Origin of the sequence: Mycobacterium sp. OAS707, from assembly GCF_014873705.1 — a bacterium.
Classification (GTDB): Bacteria; Actinomycetota; Actinomycetes; order Mycobacteriales; family Mycobacteriaceae; genus Mycobacterium.
Window position 1 is genome coordinate 358,937 of the sequence record NZ_JADBDS010000005.1, and the last position, 19,176, is coordinate 378,112.

Consider the following 19,176-nt stretch of genomic DNA (forward strand, 5'->3'; position numbering starts at 1 on the left):
CTGACATCTGGCTCATCGGCGCGCCGCACCATCGCCACGATCTACGGAGGGTCGAGCCCGGGGATCCATGGCTGGCGATTGACGGTGTAGGCGGCGACGATCCCTTGCCGGAGACTGGCTCCGGTGCGGCGTCAATATCTCGCTGGCTCTGCGTAATTCGGCGCCTCCTTGCGCAATTGCCGCCAACGCCGAGGCCGAGCCGACACCGTCCCTCGCCGCGGCGGTTGTTTCGCTCATGACCAACTCGTCATTTCTCGTAGTGATACCGAAACAGTGGGGTTGCCGACACCCCGAACTCACTGGCAAGCCTGCGCATCGAGAGCGGCGCGTGGCCGGAACGGAGCAACGCCGCAGTGATCGTCGCTCCCAAGCAGTCGACACCGACCCTAATGATCTGACTGTATTCACTCGGTGTCGGCGAGCAAGGGCGCCAGGCGCGTGCAGATGGTCTGCACGTTGCGAGCCACGTCCGCTTCGGCCATGCCCCCGATCGAGGCCCATAGGAACACGGTCTGCACCGGGGCCCCTGCGGTGTAGTCACGGATCTGGTCGGCCACCACCTCCGGTGTCCCGTACATGAACGAGCCAAGCGGCCCCTCGCGCCCAGACTTCACCAGCCGCTCCACGTCGACGGGTTTGGGCGGCCGTGCGTCGGTGCCCTCCACCATGTGTCGCCGGTATGAATCGAGTTGGTGCGCAAGGTGTTCGCTGACCATGGGCCAGTCCCGTTCGGGATCGTCGGATGCCCAGGCCTGGATTCCGCCTGCCATGACGCCGGCCGACGGGGGGTGCCCGGCTTCCGCCAATCCCGCGGCATACGGCTCCCACTGTCCACCATGTGCCGAAAGCAGGGGTGCTCCCAACAAACCCGCCCGCCGCGCGCCCTGCGGCCCCTGGTAGCCCAACCACACTGGGACGGGGTCCTGCACCGGGCGGGGCCGCACTCCGTCCGGGCCCCACAGCTCACGCAATCGACGCACCGTGTCGTCTGTCTGCTTGTACCGCGCTATGGGTGAGGCGTCGAAGAGTTCGAATTCGGGGACCCGGTAGCCGGTGCCAAGGCCGAGGTCCAGCCGTCCGTCGGAGAGGATGTCCACCACGACGCTCTGCTCGGCGATTTCGGCTGGATGGTGAAGTGGGGCGATCAGGATCGCGGTGCCGAGCCGGATCCGGCGCGTGCGTGCCGCGGCCGCAGCGGCCATGGTAAGGGTACTGGTGAGATAACCGTCCTCGAACAGGTGATGCTCGGAGAACCACGCGGATGATGCGCCGAGGCGTTCGGCCTCTTCGCACATCTCGAGGGTGAATCCGTACAACCTCGACGGGTTTTGCGCCCACCGCGCTGGATTGCGCAGGTCGAAGTGGAGGCCGACGTCGATCGGGTGACGGTCCGTCAGTGGTGTCATGCGGTCTCACTACGTCTGGGCACGGTCGCCTCTCGTCGCGGGCAGCCATTGATTGTTGACTGAGTTTACACCGTAAAAGTTAGAGCTATGGATGCAATTCGCCAACTGGCTCCGCGGAGCGGGCAGCCGCGATCTGGACGGGGAAGCGAGCACCACCAAGCGAGCCGTCGTCATCGTGATCGCAACCGCCGCAGTGCGTTCCGGCTGCGCCGCGCCACTTCGAGCCCAGCGGTGACGACTCTTGCCCGCTCGCGATGGCGTTTGGGTCCAACAATCGCCGAAGTGCCATCTCGTGGAGACCACACGATCCAGCGGCGGGCGACTGAGGGTGTCGCGACGGCCGCGTCGAACGCTTCCTCCGCTGTGGCGAATATGGTCCACCGCGCTCTGGACGTCGGCCCGCGTGCGGGCTACCACTGCAACCGGGCAACTTTCGGCCGCAAGCATTTTCGCAACCTCAAGGTCCATGCCTTTGCTGCCGCCGACTACCATGGCCACGCGGCCCTTGATTCCGTAATCCATTGTATTTTCGCCTAGGTGGTGGTTGTGGTGGTGCGACGGCCAGGAGTGAAGCTGATGCGTAGATGGCGTGGCGCATAGACGTCGCCAGCGTCGCGGTAGCGCTCAATTTCTCCGCTGATGGAGTAGTCGGGCAGACGGCTGAGCACTTCGGAGACCATCACCGAGAACATCACCCGAGCGTGGTTGGAACCCAGGCAGCGATGTGGCCCGGCTCCGAATGCCAAGTGCCGGTTAGGTGTTCGTGAGAAGTCGATGTGGTCGGGATTGTTGAACACCTTGGGGTCGCGGTTGGCCGACGCATAGGCGAGCAAGACGCGGTCGCCGGCATGCAACTGCTGGCCCTTGATGACGCAGTCCCGGGTTACAAGTCGTGTCAGCGCGTGAACGGGGGTGTCGTGGCGGAGGAACTCCTCGGTGGCCTTGGGCATCAGCGAGGGGTCATCGATCAACTGTGCGCGCAGGTCGCGATGGTCGTGCAGCGCGATCAGAGCGTTGCCGGTCAGCCCGCTGGTGGTGTCCATGCCCCCCAGCAGCATGAGAAACGCATAGCCGATGATCAATTCGTCGCGCATCGGTTGGCCGTCGACGCAGCCTTGCATGATCATGCTGAGCAAGTCGTCGCCGAAACCGCCGTCGCGGCGCCTCGCCATCTCGGTCGTGATTCCGCCGTAGATATTGAGCACCGCTTCCATGGCCTTCTCGGGGTGTGACGCCCGGTCGTGCACCACCGAGTGCATCCACTCGACCCAGTCCGGCCAGCGGCTGTCGTCGAACCCGAGCGAGCGAAGGATCCAGCGGGCGGGAAGGGGCGTGGTGAGCTGCTGGATGATGTCTGCCTCGCCGGACTCGATGAAGTCGTCGATCAACTCGGTGGCCATCAGCCGAAAGGTGGGTTCGAGATTCTTTGCGGCCGACGGCGAGAAGAAGGGCAGCGTGATCTTGCGGTACTGCTGTAGTTGGGGCGGATCGGTGTCGATGGGCGGAAACGGGTCGGGCGCTTCGGTTTTGGGAACCTGCTTGTCCTTGAGGGAGCTGAACAGCTCTGTGTTCTGCTCGGCCTCATAGACGTCGTCGTAGTCGACGAATATCCAAAATCCATCCCAGGCGGTGGAGTGGGTGACCGGGCATCGTTTCCGCAACGATTCATAGATTTCCCAGCAGTGTTCCCGGAAATAGTCGCCGTGGTGGTCGAGGGCGTCAAAGATGTGGGCGGCGGCTTCGTCAGGAGCGCTCACTAGTTACCTCCCGCGTGTTCGTGAAGTGTGATGGCTTGCTCTGGACACTCGGCGACGGCCTCTTCGAGGGCGGTGTGGCCAACGAGTCCAGCGGCGCCAGGCACTGCGACGGCTCGGTCCTCGGTGTCGACAAATTCGAACGCTTCCGGGGCGATCGTGAGGCACCGAGCGTGGCCCCTGCATCGATCCGGGTCTACCCGTACTTGCATGTGACCCTCCTCATTCGGCTGCGGGGTGCTCGGCAGCGGATCTGGCAGGGAACGACGCCGACCCCACAGAACATCAAGTCGCTGATCACAAGTGACCGGTTCTGCCGACCAGCTCGTCACCGAGGCGAGCCACCTCTTCGCGCATCTCGGGGATGGTCGACGCCCGGACGGCCACCGTAAGGCGGTGAATCCCAAAGTCGGCGTAGCGCTTCGCCTCTTCGACGGTCCGCGCCCCACCGCCGGTGAATTCGATCGCGTCTGGGTCACGGCCAGTCGCCGCGGCTTCAGCGCGAACCATTCCCAGCAGGCGCGGAAGCTCGACTTCGGGATCTTGGTCAGGGAAGACGAAGGGGAAATAGCCGTCACCGCGTTGACCAGCTCGGCGGATGGCCGCTCGTGACGAACCTCCTATCAGGAGAGGGATCCTTCGGCGTACGGGCCACGGTCGGCACTCGACGCGGTCGAAGGCGACATGGGCGCCGGCGAATGTCGCGATGTCGTCACGCCACAGCACTCGCATCGCATCGATGTACTCATCCATGCGGCGACCACGATCACCGAAATTCATTCCGACAGCGGCGTATTCCTCCGGCAGTTCACCTACCCCGACGCCGAGCATCAGCCGGCCGCCGCAGAGATGGTCGAGGGTGGCCGCCGACTTCGCCATGACGACGGGTTGATGTTCGGGCAGGATCAAGACGCTGGTGCCGAACCGGATTCGGCTGGTTGCTGATGCCACGAAGGCGAACCAGATCAGTGGATCGGGGATGCCGCCGCGTCGACTCAATCGACCCATGGTGCCGTCCGGTGACGCGCGATACGGTGTGGCGTCCGGGGCTCTCGACATTACGACGTGCTCGGGTGCCCACAGCGATTCGAAACCGGCCTCCTCGGCGGCCACTGCAAGTGCGACCGCCGCCTCAGGATCGGGAAAGCCGGTGCTGGAGAATACAATTCCCCATTTCATTGGCTGCCCTGGTAAGCCGGGTCGGTGGCGTCGCGCCGTGGCAACGGCGCTCCGAGCGCGGTGAGTCGTTGTCGGTCGGCCTCCCAAGGGGTGACCCATTCAATGGCGGTGATGCGCTTGGCTATACGCCAACGACCCTCGCGGCGTTCAAAGCGATCCACGTAGCGAAAGCCGGCAATGTAATTCCAGCGGATGTCGCCTGGTGGTTCGCCTGAGTGGTAACCGACGGCGTAAGTCTCTGCGTAAGCGGTGTTTTCGCTTGTCGCGTCGAAGTCGATGAGTATGTTGCCGACGTGGTGCATCGTCATGGTGTGCCTCGGCAGCAGCGTAGTCAGATAGGCGACGTACTCATCGCGCGTTCCGGCGAAAGGTCCGTGATGATCGACGGCGTCAGGCCAGTAGCAGTCGCGGATGAGCTCCAGATCGACGCGGTCGACGCCGCGGCAGTACCGTAGCAATACGCGGCGGATTGCCCGCTCATCATCCTGGTCGGGGTTTCCCTTCATTGTGTTCTGTCCTTCATCGAAAAGCGCTCGGCTATCCGGCCATCTGCATGCTGCTATCGGGTGACGTTGAGGACGTGCATGAAACGGTGACCGCCGACGTATTGCCAGCTCACGTACCCTAGTTCGACGATCTGTTCGTTGGTGAAGTGTTGCCGCAGCTCATCAAAGGTCGCGTCGTCGATGGCGTGGTGGTCGGTGGCGAACTGGTCGAGGAAGTGCAGCGCCGCGATTTCTCGTTTGGTGTACTGCGTCTCGGTAGGGGCCACGAGGCACGCCACATCGTCCGCGGTGACGTTGTCGTCCTTGAGTGACTGGCCGCACGGTGCACAGTCATTGAGCTGCGCGCTGCGTAGACGCAACAACTCGAGCAGCCGGGAGCCTAATGCCCCGCGCTGGAAAAAGACCGCGTAGGAGTCCAAAGTGCCCTGCAGCGCTACCGGGCTGTGGGCAACGACCTGCAGGGGCCGCGTCGTGGTGACCATTCCCGCCGCGATGGCCTTTTCGATGTGGGCTCGTCCCACGGCGGGAATGTCTCCGAGCGGAATCTCGGGCAATCGCGGCATCATTGACCCTTCGGATGTCGATGTGCTCTACCCCCGCAGCCTGGCACATAGTTGACATTTTCGTCAACTATGTTCCAAGATGCTGTCAGTCCGATCCGGGCTGTGGCGGTGTACGAAGGAGTGACATGGCGCAGGACAACATGCGAGACGCGGTGGTAGCACTAGCGTTTGCGCCTTGGAAGTTGATCACAGCAGGCCGTTTGGAAGCGGGCCTGGCCATGTTCGATGACGCCGGTACATGGTGGAGCAACTCGAGCCGCGAAACAACCTCCATCGCTGAGATCAAGCCAGTGCTCAGCGCGGTTTTCGGACTGATCAACCCGTCATTCACCCTCATCGACGCGATCGTCGAAGCCGACCGCGTCGCACTGGTCGCCGACGGCCGCGCTGAGCTGTCTGGCGGCGTGAAGTTCCACAACGCATGCACATTCATCACCCACGTCGACCTTGCGCGCAATCTTGTTGTCGAGATTCGCGAGTACGTCGATACGCTTCACTCTGCGCAGACATTGAAGCCGGCCATGGCGGCGGCTGGACTGTTCGGGTGAGCCTTTCGGTCTGTAGCGCGATCGACGTCGGGCACCTGTCGCACATGGGTGCGCGGCAGTTCAGCGTTCCAGGATGGCCATGATGTAGTCGGCGATCGCGCCCACTATTTCTTCATCGCCGATTGCCAGCTGCCGGTGGTGGCAGTGATACCAGCTGCGGTCCAGCATGGCCGTGGCGGCCAGGCCCAGGGCGGCCGGATTGCCAGTAGAAGTTTTCTTGCGGCTGGCCAGCACGGCTCCCAGGAGACGGGCGACCCGCAGCTGCATCTTGTTACTCGCGAGCCGGACGGCCTCGTCAGCGGGGCCTGACTGGGCAGAGACGGTCAAAGCGCCATGCCGGTCCATGAAACTGAAGTATGACTGGACCCAGCGCACCACGTCGGAGCGATTGCACGGAGAGGGTATGTCGGCCCATTCGCCGACGACGTCGAGCAGATCGTGGTACGTGTCCTGGCCGAGGCCGTTAAAGACATCTCGTTTGTCGCGGAAGTATGTGTAAAAGCTTGCGCGCGAAACTCCGCACGCCTCGGTGATGTCGTTGATGCGGGTGCCGCCGTATCCGCGGTCGAGGAACAGCTGTTGGGCCGCGGCCAAGATCGCCTGACGTGTCCGCTCAGCCCGCCAACCGGGCTGACGTCCGTACTCGAGGTCGTCGTCGGCGACGCCCCCATTTGTCGCTGAGTCGGAAGCCGGCATCGGTCCACCATACGTGGCGTTGCCTCGACAAGAGTAGGGTTGCTGCGCCATAGTTGACATTTCTGTCAACTATGGAGTAGCGTCGCGCCCAGCAGGCATCCCGGGCATGGCCATTGAGGCATTCACGATGCGAAGGGGGCCTTCGTGGTTCAGCATTTCGCAATCCGCACGAAGAACCGGCGCCGGTGTCGGCTTGACAGGCGGTCACGGCGAGGACGGCCACACTCGTAGACAAGGACCGCGCAATGTCATTCGGGGGCAAAGTCGCCATCGTCACCGGAGGGGCATCGGGTATCGGTGAAGCCACCGCCAAGAGACTGGCGGCTGACGGAGCCAGCGTCGTGATCGCCGACATCGACGAGAGCGGCGGTAAACGTGTAGTCAACGAGATCGCCGAGGAGGGCGGGCACGCCGCCTTCATACCTACCGACGTCTCCCGCGAAGACGACGTCAACAATCTCGTGGACTTCGCTGTGAATACGTATGGCGGACTACATGTCGCACACAACAACGCCGCGATCGGGCACATGCCCGGGCCGCTTCATGAACTCGATACGGCTACGTTCGACACCGTCACCGGGATCGGTCTACGCGGAACGTTCTTCTGCCTGCGCGCCGAGATTGCTCACATGGTGGACCATGGCGGCGGCGCGATCGTCAATACCGCATCCGGGGCCGGCCTCAAGGCCGCGACAGGTCTGCACGCCTACGTGGCCACCAAACACGCGGTCGTCGGTCTAACCCGAAACGCCGCGCTCGACTACGCCCGGACCGGAGTCAGGATCAACGCAGTGGCGCCCGCGATCATTTCCACCCCACAGTTCGCCAGCTACCCGGAGGAGCTGAAAAACCGATGGGCGCAGATGATTCCGATGGGGCGCGTAGGCACTCCTGAAGAGGTCGCCGCCATCGTTGCCTTCTTGCTCTCCGATCAGGCCGGCTTCATCACCGGTACCGTCGTTCCGATCGACGGCGCCTATTTGCAGTCCAGCAGTTGAGGCTGCGACGCAAGGATCCTCTCGCAACCGACCGTGGAGTAACCGTAAGGCGGACATCGTGACCGATTATCAACGTCCCGAGCAGCGGCTATTGCCCAGTCCGACCACTGTTTCCCAGCCATTCTGGACTGGCGGGCATGATGGGCAACTGCTGATATACCAATGCGCCAGTTGCCGGCGCTACTTCCACCCGCCTGCCCCGGCCTGCTGGCGGTGCCGAAGTCGCGACGTCGCACCGCAGCCGGTCACCGGGCGGGGAAAGGTCGCTGCGTTCACCATCAACCAACAGCTTTGGATTCCCGGGTTGCCCCCGCCCTACGTCGTGGCGATCATCGAACTCGACGACGAGCCAGACGTGCGTCTGACGAGCAACGTCGTGGACATCGCTGCGACAGATGTCGAAGTGGGGCTGCCCGTTACGGTCTTCTTCGAAAACTGGGATGACGTGTGGATTCCGCTGTTTCGTCGAGCAGAAGCAAGTCGATGACGGCGCGGGGAACCTTTGGCGGCGCGGCTGTTCTCACCGGAGTTGGCAAGTCCAAAGTGGGGCGTCGGCTCGGGGTTAGTGGACTGAGCCTGACGGTGGACGCGGTGCTCGACGCCATCGAAGATGCCGGGCTGACGCCCGACGACATCGACGGCGTAGCGAGCTATCCCGGTCCGGGCACTCCCGACCCGGGATTCTCCGGCGCCTCCACCCACGAACTGAGAAACGCTTTGGGGCTGCGCACCCGATGGTTCGTATCCAGCATGGAAACCGGCGGTCAGCTCGGGCCCGTCATCGAGGCGTGCATGGCAGTCACGCTGGGTTTGGCCAATCACGTGGTGGTGTTCCGCTCGGTGTGGGAGTCGACGGCCCAAGCCGGAAAGGGCCGTGCCTCAGTGCTTTTCGGTGGCGGAAACAGGGTCAATGAGTGGCTGGAGTATCAGGCGCCATTCGGGGGCGCTGTCAGCAGCGAACTGGGTGGCGATGCCCACGCAGCGGTATATGGCGCAGTTCGGTCTGACCCGTGAGCAACTCGGCTGGATCGCGCTCAACGCGCGCGCGAACGCGGCTCGTAACCCGGACGCCATCTACACCGATCCCATGTCGATGGAGGACTACCTGCAGTCCCGCATCATTTCCTGGCCGCTCTGCCTCTTCGACTGCGACGTGCCGTGCGACGGTGCCACGGCGGTTATCGTCTCCCGACGCGACTGTTCCGCCGGTCTGCGGCGCCACCCGCTGACCGTGGAGTCGGTCGGGTCGGCGATGTATGAGCGAGCGACGTGGGATCAGCGCGCCGACTTAACCACCATGGCGGCGCACGACGTAGGCGCTGCGTTGTGGGACAACACCATACTGACACCCGCGGACGTCGACGTGGCGCAACTATACGACGGATTCTCCTTCCTAACCGTCATGTGGCTTGAGGCACTGGGCTTTTGCGAGCACGGTCAGGTCGGCCCCTTCATCGATGGTGGTGCCGGCATTGCCCTCGACGGTGCACTGCCCCTCAACACCAACGGCGGTCAACTGTCGGGCGGGCGCCTGCACGGCATGGGATTCCTGCACGAGGCATGCCTTCAGTTATGGGGTGATGCGGGCGAGCGCCAAGTATCCGATGGCCCCGAGGTCGCGGCGGTCGGCGCAGGAGGGGGCCCGGTAGCCGGAGCCGTGTTACTCAGCAATCGATAGTTGCGGGCACCGTCACTGCTGCGGGTTGGATGAATGTCTCGCCAAGGGCCGCAATGTAATCCATCGACGCTTCGGGAGTGGTCGCGTCCACATGGGCGATAGCCCAGGTCGCTCCGTACTCGGCCATCTCCGCGAGGTCCTCCTCGGCGCGCCGCACGGCTGATGGATCGTCGAAGTCCACCAGGTGGAACTCCACCTGGATCGCGACTGTAGCCGGATCGCGTCCTGCGGCCTGCAATCGCTCCTTCAGCTCGTTGACTGCGACACCGAATTGACGCGCGTCCTCGATCGCCGGAGTGCGCAGAGACGACGCAACGGCACGCGGAGCGATCAGCGGTGACCAGCCTTGGCCGTGTTCCACGACACGCCTACGCGCCGCCGAGCTGTTGCCGCCGATCCAAATCGGGGGATGCGGCTGCTGCACGGGAAGGTGCAACCACATTGTTCCGTGCGCGACGAACCCGTCGCCGCCCACGGGTTCGTCGGGACGGGTCCAGATCTTGCGGACCAAGGTCAGGGCCTCGTCGAACAACGGCGCCCGCTTGGCGAAATCGGCGCCCACCGCGGAAAACTCCGACCTCAGATAACCCGGTCCGACACCGGCGATGACGCGTCCACTGGATAAGATGTCCAGGCTGGCCAGCGCCTTCGCGGCGAGATAGGGATTCCGATAGGTCAGGATGTAGAGGTTGGACATCAGTTTGATGTCTGAAGTCACGCCGGCAATGAAAGCCAGCGCTGCGATGAGGTCAAGCGTGTCGTGGCCTCCGCCCTGCCGCCATTTCAGCGATGGCGCCGGGTGCTCACTGAGGGCCACCGCGGCGAATCCGGCGTCCTCAGCGCACCGCACGATGTCGCTCAGCACGGCGGGCTGCAGGAACTCTGGGCCCGCGGTCGGCATGTCGCTGGGATACTCCAACGTGAACTTCAACTAGCGACCCCTTCCGCTCGGTGTGCCGGCCGCATTTGCGCGACACGTCGGGCCGCACTGGCCGCAGGCCGCGACAGCTTTCCCTGACAGCTATTGCCGAACCGGTGGATGCGGGGCCACACCCGTCACCGGCGGGTAGACCCTGTACTGCAGGCGGCTGCGTGACCCAGCCTCCCAATTAGTTGACGGTTTTGTCAAGTATTGACTTGACTTCGTTGCGATCAGCGGTGAAGAGGGGAAGGCATGGGTTGCCGATGAAATTCGAGCGTGAAAACGCGAGCGTGACCCGGGCTCGGTAGGTCGCGAACGACACTCTGTCAGAGGCGAATGAGGCCGCAATGATGCGCGTTCGCGGGTTGGGGGAGATGGTGACGCAAGTTGACCTGTCTCGACGAGGCGCCGCGTCTATGACGTCAGGTGGTTATTGTCAAGGGTGCCGGCAACGCGTCTGCGCTGGCCATGTCATGGCGGTCGACCCCGAACTGGTTGATTCCCAGCGTATTTGGGCAGCAGCTACCTCGGGGGAAAGGACTATTCCCGTGGCCCGCGCTGCGCTTCGGGGAGTTCCCGAAGCCGACGATCACGCAAGTTCACGGGTATGCGATCGGAGGCGGAACATTTGGGAGCTGCCGCCGGAGATCGCGATGAAACCATGATGGAGCCTTGGTTTTTCATGAATTACCAGCGGACGGCCGAGTACCTGTATACGCCGCACACTGTCGGCGCATGAAGCATCGTCCATGGGGCTGGTGAATCGGGTGGTTGATGAGTTGGGATCTGAGACCGAGGCAATGGCTGCCCGCTTCGCTAAGCGCCGGGCACGAGACAGACGCCGCGATCCTCAGAAGGCGGCGCGGTGCAGTCCGCCGTCAACGGTGATGTAGTGCCCGGTGATGTAGCCGGCCGACTCCGAGCACAGGTATGCGATCGTCGAGGCGATTTCGTCAGGCTTGCCGAGGCGGCCGGATGGAACTCCGGCGCGCTCGATCAAAAAGGCGCGACGTTGCTCGTCGGTACTCAGGCCCTCGTGCTTTTTCAGGTACCACTCGGTGGTGTCGGTAGCGATCCAGCCGGGCGCCACCGTATTGATCGTGATGCCGAACCGGGCGTATTCGTCGGCCACGCTCTTGAGGAGCCCGATTGTCGACGGCCGCGTGGCATTGGCCACGGTGTGCGGTGGCGTCGACTGTGGTTCCTTGGCCGTACCCGACCCGATGTGCACGAAGCGGCCCCACGCGGCGTCCTTCATCGCGGGCAGTACTGCGCGCAGGAGGAACACCTGGCTCAATGTGAAGGTGCGGTAGGCGTCAACGTAATCCTCGGCGCGGGTGACCTCTTCGAAGGTTCCGCGGACGTGGGAGTCGGCCTGTGTAACCGCAATCAATGGAGGGCCGAACTGCTCACCGATGGCCGTGATCGCCGCGGCGATGCCGGCTTCGGTGCTCATGTCTGCCGCAACCCCGATGGCTGTCCCGCCGGAGTCGGCGATGGCGCTGACCGCCCTGTCGATGGGCTCTTGAGTGCGCGCGACGACCGCGACCTTGGCGCCCTCGATGGCCAGCATCTTCGCGACCTCCAGGCCCATGCCTCGGCTACCGCCGACGACCAATGCGGTCTTTCCGCTAATCCGCAGATCCATGTCAGATCCGTAAATCGGAGGGGGCGACGCGCGGACGGATCTGCCCACTGGCCCTGAGCTCGGGCAACAGGTCGAACTGGCTGAGTATGTGGCCGGTGTAGTCGGTCGACTGCGCGGCGATCCACGCGACGGCCTGAGCGGGCCCCTCGGGGAGCTCATTGGCCGAATGGTCGGAATCGGGCGTGTTCTTCAGCACCGCCTGCGTCACTGCACTCACCTCCAATGCGTTGACAGCGATCCCGGCGTCGGCGAACTCTGCGGCCAGCCCAACAGTGAGGCGGTTGAGCGCTGCCTTGGAGGTTCCATACGCGGTGCGGCTCAACTCGAACGGTCGCGCGGAAGCACCGAATGTGGCCGTGGTCGAGTCGTAGCCGATCATCGAGGCGATCTCGACGGCTGAATCCAGGTCTAGGCGACCGTCGGCAGAGGAGATGTTGATGATGTGTCCACTGCCCCGTTCGATCATGTTGGGCAGGAACGCCCGGCTCATCAGCATGGGACCTCGCACGTTGACGGCCATGACCACATCCCAGCGTTTCACCGACAGGTCCAGGAACGGCGCGAGATAGGACGTCGCAGCGTTGTTGACCACGATGTCGCAGCGGCCGAATCGCGTGAGTGTGGCGTCGCGGGCGGCGGCTACGTCGTCTTCCCGGGAAACGTCCCCCTGGACCGTGAGCACTTTTCTGCCCTGCCGTTCGATGGCGGCGGCAACGTCGTCGAGGGTGCCTTCGAAGTTCTTGCTCGGCGCGTCGGCGGTGCTCCGCGCCATCAGCGCGACATCGGCGCCGGCGCCGGCGAGTTCGATGGCGATGGCCTCGCCAATGCCTCTGCTTGCACCCGTGACGATGGCGACTTTGCCGGACAGATCCATTGTTTGCCTCCTGGTATTAGGTGGTCCGGTGATTCACAAAACGGTGTCGGTGCTCAAAGCCCGCAAGGCGAAGTCGGCGATGGCGCGGCGCTCCTGTGCCGAACATGTTGTGCCCTCCAACACATGCGACTGCATGAGCGACAGGGTTAAGAAGAAGATCGCCCGCGCATCGGAGGGGTTGTCGGCGCTGTGTAACGTCCCGTCGGCCGCGCCCGCCGAGATGGATGCAGTCAGCGGCGCGAGCATCGCGTGGCCGACTGCGCGATAGGCCTCGGGGAAAAGCTTATTGAGGCGTGCGGCGTGCACGAGCAAAGGTCGGCCCAGCTCAGCAACGGCCGGTTCGGCCTGATCGAGAACACCATTGATCCAGGCGATAACCCTGTCGCGCGGAGTACCGGCTGAATCCGTTGCCTCCCTGAGGTACTCGGCCAGATCACTGAAAAGGTCTTCGAGCATGACTAGCAGGAAGGCTTCTTTGCTCTCGAAGTGCCGATAGAACCACCGAGTGCCTACGCCGGCTTCGTCGAGCAATTCGCGCAGGCTCAGGTCAATCGTTCCGGCACGTCGAATCTGGCGGCGAGCGACCTGAACGAGCTGGCCGAGCATGGCATCGGCGGCGGCGGTCCGGTCGGCTAGGCCTCGTGTGACGGCCTCGCGGCGAAGCGAGGTCGGTTCTGTCGTCATCCGGCTCTCTCACCTCTCATCTATTGACAACGATGTCGCCCCGTGCGAAAACGGTGTTGTCGCTAATGTAGCGTGTGTTTGCATGGGGGGGAAGCGGATGTCGTCAGGGCTCGAGAAACCAGAGGCCGGGGGTGCGAGCGAGCATGGCGCGGCAACGCATGTTCTGCACGTCAACCTCAACACCGGCGACCCTCAGGCCGCGCTTGCTTATTACGTCGGAAAGTGGGGCCTGCACCAAGGCATGCACGCCCATGACACTCATGGAGATTGGTCTTTCGCAGGGTACGCCGAGCCCGTGGACAGTGAGGCGTGGTTCCTGTACGACGACCGTGGTCCGCGAGTAGCTCCTGCGCTGGAACTGGTTGCCTGGCACCGGCCTTCAGTCGTCGGGCAACCACACTCGGTCGTCAACCGGGTGGGCATCGCGACCATCGGACTTGGCATTTCCGCCGGTGCCGCCGGACCGGACGCCAAGGCAGGTGTCATCGACGTCGACGGAGTCAGCCGAGACGTCGTCACCGATGCCGACGGGGTGATGGTGGAACTCGTGCGCCACGATGAGCCCGCCACCCGTTTACGGCACATCAGAATTGGGTGCTCGGACATGGCTACGTCGCTGCGGTTCTACACCGCTCTTGGGTTCCAACAGGTCGCCGAGCCAGCGCCGACCAGGCTTCGCGTCGGAAACGACGACATCACCGGCTCCACCCTCGCGCTGTCGTTGGTCAGCCGATCCATTCTGGTTGAACTGACGACCTGGGACCGACTCGTCGAACCTGATCACTCGCCGTTGCCGTTCTGGCACCGCGGGCCGGTTCGGTTCGCTATGGCTGTCCCCGGCCCCGACGCCGCCACCGGTGCCCTTCGCCGCGCTGGGATCGACCCTGGTCACCAGCTGAGCTTCGCCCTGCCAGGCACCGCCATCGGCCGGCTCACGGTCAACTTCCTCTCCGACCCCGACGGTCTGCACGTCGAACTGGTCGACCGCATCATCCCGCCACTGACAAGTCGTGTGGCGAGCAACAGCGTCTCCGCGCTTTCCGGCAACTGAAGGGCCACTCACATGAATAACGACAGCGGAACATCTCTGCAGGGGCGCACCGCGCTGATCACCGGCGGCAGCGGCGGCGTGGGTCGTGGCATCGCGTTGGCGATGGCCGACAAGGGCGCGGCCATCGCGGTGGCCGGCCGCACGATGGAGCGCTGCGAGCGCGTCGTCGCCGAAATCGAGGGCCGTGGCGCCAAGGGCATCGCGATCCGGTGTGACGTCAACGACCCCGCCGACGTTATCCGCACCGTCGATACCGCCACTACGGCATTGGGACGGCTCGATTGTCTGGTGCACTCCGCGCAGAGCTTCAACTACGGCCCGATCCGCAGGCTGGCACCCGAGGATTTCGACGAGTCGTGGCGGACCGGCCCGCTGGCCGCCGTACGTCTCATGCAGGCTGCGTTCCCGGCGCTCCGCGAATCGAAGGGTCTCATCGTCAACGTCGCGTCGGGCGCCGGCATGACCGCTCCGCCGGCGATGGCCGCCTACGCGATGGCCAAGGAGGCAATGCGCGCGCTGACCCGCGTAGCCGCCGTCGAGTGGGGTCGCCACGGCATTCGCGCCCTCGCGTTGTGTCCGTTCACCGAAACCGACGGCATGAATAATTTCGAAGCCGAGATGGGACTCTCACGTAACGCGGATCTGCTGCCCGATGTGCCGCTCGGGCGCATCGGTGACGCTGAGACCGATGTGGGACGCGTGGTGGCGTTCCTGGCATCCGATGACGCCAATTACCTGACTGGGTCGACCTTGATGGTCGACGGTGGCTACACCTACATGCGGTGACTCCCCGATGAGCGACGACCCGAACCCGTTTGCCCTGCCGAATCTGATCAGTCCGCACCACACTGCTGTGCTGGTTTCGGAAATGCAGCGTGGGATCGTCGGAGACCTCGCGCCAAGCGTCCTCAGACCGCTCACCGACGCGGTTCGCGAAACCGGGCTGATCGAATCGGTGGGACAGGTCGTCGACGGCGCGCGCAATGCGGGTGCCCAAGTCATCCACACCACATTGCAGTACCGCCCGCGTCGGGCCGGCGTCAAATTGGTGACGCCGTGGATGGCGGTCGTGATGCGTTCCCCCGATTACATGCTGGCCGACTCCGCGCAGGCCGACGTGGTGCCGGAATTGGCGCCGCGCGATCCCGATATCGTCGCAAAGCGGTACCACGGAATGTCTGCATTCGCCGGCACTGACCTCGATATGTTATTGCGAGGCTTGGATGTTCGTACGCTGGTGTTCGCCGGCGTATCGCTGAACGAGGCGATCATTGGCGCCGCGATCGAAGCTGTCAACTTGGGCTACCGGATCGCCGTGGTCCGCGACGCGGCGCTAGGCGTACCAGCCTCGTTCGGTGCGGACATGCTGCGGCATGCCTTCGCCATGCTTGGGCCCGTGGTCTCCGTCGAAGAAGTACTGGAGGTCTGGTCCAACTCGTGACGGCCCAAGGGTTCCCGCGTACTTCGTCGCGCACGCGAGAACGGTACCGACGCGAGGAACCGCTCCGGAGGTTCCCACTCGTGGCAACGACCGACGGCCAAACGTCAAACGCAAAGATCGAAACAAGCGGGGATTCGGATGGCCCGTATCGCACCGGAACTCCGCCGACGCTCGAGGCGCTCCAGGAGGGCGTTCGCCTGACGCTGGCCCCCCATAAGGTGCCACGTCGCCAGGTGTTCTTGGACGAACTTCCGCTACTGGCGGAGCGGCAACGTGGACAAGAAGCGGCTGCGCCCGGAGTTGTCAGGTCGTTCGTAGAAGCGATCGCCGCAACAGGCTCGTCATAAGCGCGGCTGCGCGTTCGTCGCCGACGGGTTGACCGGGGGCGGTCGGCTCGCTCATCCTGCCCAACACGGCCAGGAACACGGCGGCCGCCACCTGCGGATGGAGGCCGGGCGGCAACCGCACCGTGTCGATCAGTGCGCCGATCGCGTGGTGGATTGCACCGATGCCGTCATCGACCTTTGCGTCGGACAGCTGTTCGGCGACGGTGCCGTCAAACCATGCCCGGATGACGCCACGGTAAGCGCGGTGGAATCGGACATAGGCAATCATCCACGCGTCCAACGAATCTGCGGCCATTCGCTGCAGGGCAGCGGCGTGCTGCTCGATCTCGACCACGGCAAGCCGGGTGAGCTCGGCGAGAATCTTGTCCTTCGTGCTGAAATACCGGTAGAGGGTGGCGCGGCTGAGATCGGTTGCGGCAGCGATCTCTTCCATGCCGACGGTGTAATAGCCCCGCTCGGCGAACAGCGTCGAACTCACCGACAGGATGTCCTGTGCAGTCGGCGAGAGCGGGGGTGTCGCGACGGTGGGTGCCGCATCGACTGACACGGGCGCGGACGTGCGGGCGTCCGATTCGGCGATGTCGTCTGGGGCGGCGGCGGCCAGCACGTCCGCGGGAGTGTCGGGAAACAACATGAGTTGCATTGCAACCGCCAGCGACCAGGACACGACGGCGCGATCCGGCAACGGGAACATGGCCCGGCGCCGATAGAGGTTGACCATGTGCGGAATTCGGCCGAGGGCCGCAGCGGCGTCATCGTGCTCCAACCCCCGAATGTTGGCCAACCGCAGGCGGTCGATGACCTGGAGGCGGTAGGCCTCAGCGACGTCACCCGTGTCGATGACCGACAGGCCCCTCGCCGTACCGATGCCGGGAAACTCCGCGAACACCGCGGCGTGGGCGTCGTAGATGTCGGCCCACTCGGCGAGCCAGCTGTGCAGTGCGGCCAGCCCGTCGGCCGTCGGGCCGAGCCCGCCCAATCGTTCGGTGTGCGCAAGCACGTCGCGCTCGGCGGTGGCGCTCAGCTCGCGGAAGATGTCCTCCTTGCCCGCGAAGTACTGATAGACGGTGGCGCGGGAGGCGTTGGCCGCCTTGGCAATCGTGTCCAACGACGTGCTGTGGAATCCGTTGACAAGGAATGCCTCAGCGGCGCACGCGAGTATCCGGTCTCGGGTGTGCAGGCCGCGGCGTCCCACGCCGACGTTCGTCGTCGGGGCGTACCCGGGGCGGCGTGTCTTGTCCGGAGCAGACGTCACGGCAGGTTGCGCTTGGCCTTGCCGGGATAGCCGAAGAACTTCTCGAAGTTGGCGTCGTTGATGGGCTGCGCGCGGTTGCGGGCCGCGGCGGACCGCAGCGCCTGTAGCCGGGCGCGGGCCTTGTCGAGATCGTCGGCGGACCCCGACTGCTGCAGCCGCTCGACCTCGTTCGCCGCCGCGGCGACCTCCAGGCGTAGCCGTTCGCCGGCTTCCCCGAAGGTCAACAGGTCGTGGTCGTCTTCGTCGATCTTCTCCCGTGCAGGGCCGTCGTCGGGCCGGTCCGTCGGGTCCATCTCGTTCCTCTCAGCTGCTAGACGAGTTGGCCTGCATCATATAGCATCTGAGACGAACCGTCAGAAATCGAGACGAAACGTCAGAAGAAAGGGCAGGCATCGTGCCGCTTCGGGATGAACATCAGATCGTGTCGGTCGATGATCATTTGGTTGAGCATCCGCGGGTGTGGCAGGAGCGTCTGCCGCAGAAGTATCTCGAGCGGGGTCCTCGGATTGTCGAGGAGAACGGGATGCACTTGTGGCACTACGACGGTCAGGTGTTTCCGACCATTGGTCTCAATGCGGTCGCGGGTAAGCCGCCCGAGCAGTGGGGTATGGATCCGGTGCGTTATGAGGACATGATCCCTGGTTGTTATGACCCGGTGGCGCGGGTGGCCGACATGGACCTCGACGGTGTGCAGTCGGCGTTGTGTTTTCCGTCGTTCCCGGGTTTTGGTGGGGGGACGTTTCAGCGCGCCGAGGATAAGGATCTGGCGCTGTTGTGTGTCAAGGCCTGGAATGACTTCTATATCGAGGAGTGGTGCGCGGTTGCACCTGAACGCTATGTGCCGTTGGCGATCTTGCCGACGTGGGATATCGATGCGTGTGTGGCCGAGGCCGAACGGGTGGCGGCTATGGGTGCGCGCACGATCTCTTTCCCGGACAGTCCGGTGCCGCTGGGTCTGCCGTCGTTTCACTCTGATTACTGGGACCGGTTGTGGGCGGTCTGCTCGCAGGCCAAGATGCCGGTGTCGTTGCACTTTGGGTCGGGTTCTTTTGTGCCGGGGTTCTCGTTTTCCACGGTCAAGCCCGTCCCTGGTCAGATGGCCGCCCCGGATGCGCCGTTCGCTGTTGCCACGGCGTTGTTCTCGACCAACCTGATGTGGTCGACGGTGGATCTGTTGTTCTCGGGCAAGTTGCAGCAGTTCCCTGATCTGCAGTTCTCGCTGGCCGAGGGCGGCATCGGTTGGGTGCCCTACATCCTGGAGCGCACCGATTACGTGTGGGAGCGGCACCGTTACTACCAGAAGATCGACTTTGACACCCGTCCCTCGGATCTGTTCCGCAAGCACTTCTGGGGTTGTTTCATCGATGACGAGCACGGGCTGACAAACCGCCACGCGATCGGTATCGACCGGATCATGTTGGAGATCGACTTCCCCCACAGCGATTCCAATTGGCCCAACTCGCGCAAGCGTGCCGCCGAGGTGCTGGCCGACGTGCCCGACGACGAGTGCTCGCTCATCGTCGAGCACAACGCCCGCCGCATGCTCAACTTCCCCCGGGTCGGTGCGGACAAGCCCGTGCTGGCTTCGGTCTAGCGCGTCCCATCACTGCGAGCGAGGGAATAAGT

Annotated in this window: 20 protein-coding genes and 1 pseudogene; 8 read left to right on the plus strand and 13 right to left on the minus strand. The window is 64.0% G+C overall.

The window, feature by feature from the left end; translation table 11 throughout:
* Positions 1-404: 404 nt before the first annotated feature.
* From GGC64_RS30245 to GGC64_RS30270, 6 genes are all read right to left on the minus strand, one after another.
* Entirely contained in the window at positions 405-1,406 is a 1,002-nt protein-coding gene (locus GGC64_RS30245) for an LLM class flavin-dependent oxidoreductase (RefSeq protein WP_225952645.1), read from the minus strand.
* A gap of 533 nt (positions 1,407-1,939) precedes the next feature.
* Positions 1,940-3,163, minus strand: coding sequence for a cytochrome P450 (locus GGC64_RS35395; RefSeq protein ID WP_192726267.1), 1,224 nt, complete (start codon positions 3,161-3,163; stop codon positions 1,940-1,942).
* On the minus strand, positions 3,163-3,372 hold the full coding sequence (locus GGC64_RS30255) for a ferredoxin (protein WP_192726268.1): 210 nt from the start codon (positions 3,370-3,372) through the stop codon (positions 3,163-3,165). Before GGC64_RS30255 ends, GGC64_RS35395 begins: the two co-directional genes overlap by 1 nt.
* An 85-nt stretch (positions 3,373-3,457) precedes the next feature.
* Positions 3,458-4,339 carry an LLM class F420-dependent oxidoreductase gene (locus GGC64_RS30260; protein WP_192726269.1) on the minus strand — a complete coding sequence of 294 codons (882 nt, stop codon included), beginning with the start codon at positions 4,337-4,339 and terminating at the stop codon, positions 3,458-3,460.
* Positions 4,336-4,845: a nuclear transport factor 2 family protein gene (locus GGC64_RS30265; protein ID WP_192726270.1), complete on the minus strand. Its 510-nt coding sequence runs from the start codon at positions 4,843-4,845 to the stop codon at positions 4,336-4,338. Before GGC64_RS30265 ends, GGC64_RS30260 begins: the two co-directional genes overlap by 4 nt.
* 53 nt (positions 4,846-4,898) lie before the next feature.
* Positions 4,899-5,408 (minus strand): carboxymuconolactone decarboxylase family protein, encoded by a 510-nt coding sequence (locus tag GGC64_RS30270; protein WP_192726271.1) that lies wholly within the window; start codon positions 5,406-5,408, stop codon positions 4,899-4,901.
* A gap of 125 nt (positions 5,409-5,533) precedes the next feature.
* Here GGC64_RS30270 and GGC64_RS30275 point away from each other — a divergent pair, with 125 nt between their 5' ends.
* Complete coding sequence (locus GGC64_RS30275; protein WP_192726272.1) at positions 5,534-5,956, plus strand: nuclear transport factor 2 family protein; 423 nt, start codon at positions 5,534-5,536, stop codon at positions 5,954-5,956.
* 60 nt (positions 5,957-6,016) lie between these two features.
* Here the strand turns inward: GGC64_RS30275 and GGC64_RS30280 are convergent, their stop codons facing one another.
* Positions 6,017-6,652, minus strand: coding sequence for a TetR/AcrR family transcriptional regulator (locus tag GGC64_RS30280; protein ID WP_192726273.1), 636 nt, complete (start codon positions 6,650-6,652; stop codon positions 6,017-6,019).
* Positions 6,653-6,897: 245 nt separating this feature from the next.
* Between GGC64_RS30280 and GGC64_RS30285 the strand changes: the two genes are divergently transcribed.
* The 3 genes and pseudogenes from GGC64_RS30285 (at position 6,898) to GGC64_RS30295 (ending at position 9,328) form a co-directional block, all read left to right on the plus strand.
* Positions 6,898-7,650: an SDR family NAD(P)-dependent oxidoreductase gene (locus GGC64_RS30285; RefSeq protein WP_192726274.1), complete on the plus strand. Its 753-nt coding sequence runs from the start codon at positions 6,898-6,900 to the stop codon at positions 7,648-7,650.
* Positions 7,651-7,705: 55 nt separating this feature from the next.
* A complete protein-coding gene (locus GGC64_RS30290; RefSeq protein WP_192726481.1) occupies positions 7,706-8,137 on the plus strand; it encodes an OB-fold domain-containing protein in 432 nt (143 codons plus the stop codon).
* Positions 8,134-9,328, plus strand: a pseudogene (locus GGC64_RS30295) (thiolase family protein). The gene GGC64_RS30290 and the pseudogene GGC64_RS30295 overlap by 4 nt, the downstream one beginning before the upstream one ends.
* On the opposite strand, the gene GGC64_RS30300 reads toward GGC64_RS30295, so the two are convergent.
* The 4 genes from GGC64_RS30300 to GGC64_RS30315 all read right to left on the minus strand — a co-directional run bounded on the left by GGC64_RS30300 (position 9,315) and on the right by GGC64_RS30315 (position 13,456).
* Complete coding sequence (locus GGC64_RS30300; RefSeq protein WP_192726275.1) at positions 9,315-10,259, minus strand: TIGR03619 family F420-dependent LLM class oxidoreductase; 945 nt, start codon at positions 10,257-10,259, stop codon at positions 9,315-9,317. The pseudogene GGC64_RS30295 and the gene GGC64_RS30300 overlap by 14 nt on opposite strands.
* Positions 10,260-11,100: 841 nt before the next feature.
* Positions 11,101-11,898, minus strand: coding sequence for an SDR family oxidoreductase (locus GGC64_RS30305; RefSeq protein ID WP_192726276.1), 798 nt, complete (start codon positions 11,896-11,898; stop codon positions 11,101-11,103).
* 1 nt (position 11,899) lies between these two features.
* Positions 11,900-12,772 (minus strand): SDR family NAD(P)-dependent oxidoreductase, encoded by an 873-nt coding sequence (locus GGC64_RS30310; protein WP_192726277.1) that lies wholly within the window; start codon positions 12,770-12,772, stop codon positions 11,900-11,902.
* A gap of 33 nt (positions 12,773-12,805) precedes the next feature.
* Positions 12,806-13,456, minus strand: coding sequence for a TetR/AcrR family transcriptional regulator (locus GGC64_RS30315; RefSeq protein ID WP_192726278.1), 651 nt, complete (start codon positions 13,454-13,456; stop codon positions 12,806-12,808).
* A gap of 82 nt (positions 13,457-13,538) precedes the next feature.
* Here GGC64_RS30315 and GGC64_RS30320 point away from each other — a divergent pair, with 82 nt between their 5' ends.
* The 3 genes from GGC64_RS30320 to GGC64_RS30330 are packed head-to-tail and all read left to right on the plus strand — an operon-like array spanning position 13,539 to position 15,948.
* Positions 13,539-14,507, plus strand: coding sequence for a VOC family protein (locus GGC64_RS30320; RefSeq protein ID WP_192726279.1), 969 nt, complete (start codon positions 13,539-13,541; stop codon positions 14,505-14,507).
* Positions 14,508-14,519: 12 nt separating this feature from the next.
* Entirely contained in the window at positions 14,520-15,293 is a 774-nt protein-coding gene (locus tag GGC64_RS30325) for an SDR family NAD(P)-dependent oxidoreductase (RefSeq protein WP_192726280.1), read from the plus strand.
* A gap of 7 nt (positions 15,294-15,300) precedes the next feature.
* The gene (locus GGC64_RS30330) at positions 15,301-15,948 is read left to right on the plus strand and encodes an isochorismatase family cysteine hydrolase (protein WP_192726281.1); all 648 of its coding nucleotides are present in this window, start codon (positions 15,301-15,303) and stop codon (positions 15,946-15,948) included.
* A 303-nt stretch (positions 15,949-16,251) separates the two neighbouring features.
* On the opposite strand, the gene GGC64_RS30335 is transcribed toward GGC64_RS30330, so the two are convergent.
* Positions 16,252-17,550, minus strand: a complete 1,299-nt coding sequence (locus GGC64_RS30335; RefSeq protein ID WP_192726282.1) for a TetR/AcrR family transcriptional regulator — start codon at positions 17,548-17,550, stop codon at positions 16,252-16,254.
* Entirely contained in the window at positions 17,547-17,843 is a 297-nt protein-coding gene (locus tag GGC64_RS30340) for an acyl-CoA synthetase (RefSeq protein WP_192726283.1), read from the minus strand. Before GGC64_RS30340 ends, GGC64_RS30335 begins: the two co-directional genes overlap by 4 nt.
* A gap of 101 nt (positions 17,844-17,944) precedes the next feature.
* On the opposite strand from GGC64_RS30340, the gene GGC64_RS30345 reads away from it, so the two are divergent.
* Positions 17,945-19,144 (plus strand): amidohydrolase family protein, encoded by a 1,200-nt coding sequence (locus tag GGC64_RS30345; protein WP_192726284.1) that lies wholly within the window; start codon positions 17,945-17,947, stop codon positions 19,142-19,144.
* Positions 19,145-19,176: the final 32 nt, after the last annotated feature.

Bases quoted from the DNA above. Each gene is read 5' to 3' on its own strand.
- GGC64_RS30245 (WP_225952645.1), bottom strand. From the start codon at position 1,406: ATGACACCACTGACGGACCGTCACCCGATCGACGTCGGCCTCCACTTC.
- GGC64_RS30255 (WP_192726268.1), bottom strand. From the start codon at position 3,372: ATGCAAGTACGGGTAGACCCGGATCGATGCAGGGGCCACGCTCGGTGC.
- GGC64_RS30260 (WP_192726269.1), bottom strand. From the start codon at position 4,339: ATGAAATGGGGAATTGTATTCTCCAGCACCGGCTTTCCCGATCCTGAG.
- GGC64_RS30265 (WP_192726270.1), bottom strand. From the start codon at position 4,845: ATGAAGGGAAACCCCGACCAGGATGATGAGCGGGCAATCCGCCGCGTA.
- GGC64_RS30270 (WP_192726271.1), bottom strand. From the start codon at position 5,408: ATGCCGCGATTGCCCGAGATTCCGCTCGGAGACATTCCCGCCGTGGGA.
- GGC64_RS30275 (WP_192726272.1), top strand. From the start codon at position 5,534: ATGGCGCAGGACAACATGCGAGACGCGGTGGTAGCACTAGCGTTTGCG.
- GGC64_RS30280 (WP_192726273.1), bottom strand. From the start codon at position 6,652: ATGCCGGCTTCCGACTCAGCGACAAATGGGGGCGTCGCCGACGACGAC.
- GGC64_RS30285 (WP_192726274.1), top strand. From the start codon at position 6,898: ATGTCATTCGGGGGCAAAGTCGCCATCGTCACCGGAGGGGCATCGGGT.
- GGC64_RS30305 (WP_192726276.1), bottom strand. From the start codon at position 11,898: ATGGATCTGCGGATTAGCGGAAAGACCGCATTGGTCGTCGGCGGTAGC.
- GGC64_RS30310 (WP_192726277.1), bottom strand. From the start codon at position 12,772: ATGGATCTGTCCGGCAAAGTCGCCATCGTCACGGGTGCAAGCAGAGGC.
- GGC64_RS30315 (WP_192726278.1), bottom strand. From the start codon at position 13,456: ATGACGACAGAACCGACCTCGCTTCGCCGCGAGGCCGTCACACGAGGC.
- GGC64_RS30320 (WP_192726279.1), top strand. From the start codon at position 13,539: ATGGGGGGGAAGCGGATGTCGTCAGGGCTCGAGAAACCAGAGGCCGGG.
- GGC64_RS30325 (WP_192726280.1), top strand. From the start codon at position 14,520: ATGAATAACGACAGCGGAACATCTCTGCAGGGGCGCACCGCGCTGATC.
- GGC64_RS30330 (WP_192726281.1), top strand. From the start codon at position 15,301: ATGAGCGACGACCCGAACCCGTTTGCCCTGCCGAATCTGATCAGTCCG.
- GGC64_RS30340 (WP_192726283.1), bottom strand. From the start codon at position 17,843: ATGGACCCGACGGACCGGCCCGACGACGGCCCTGCACGGGAGAAGATC.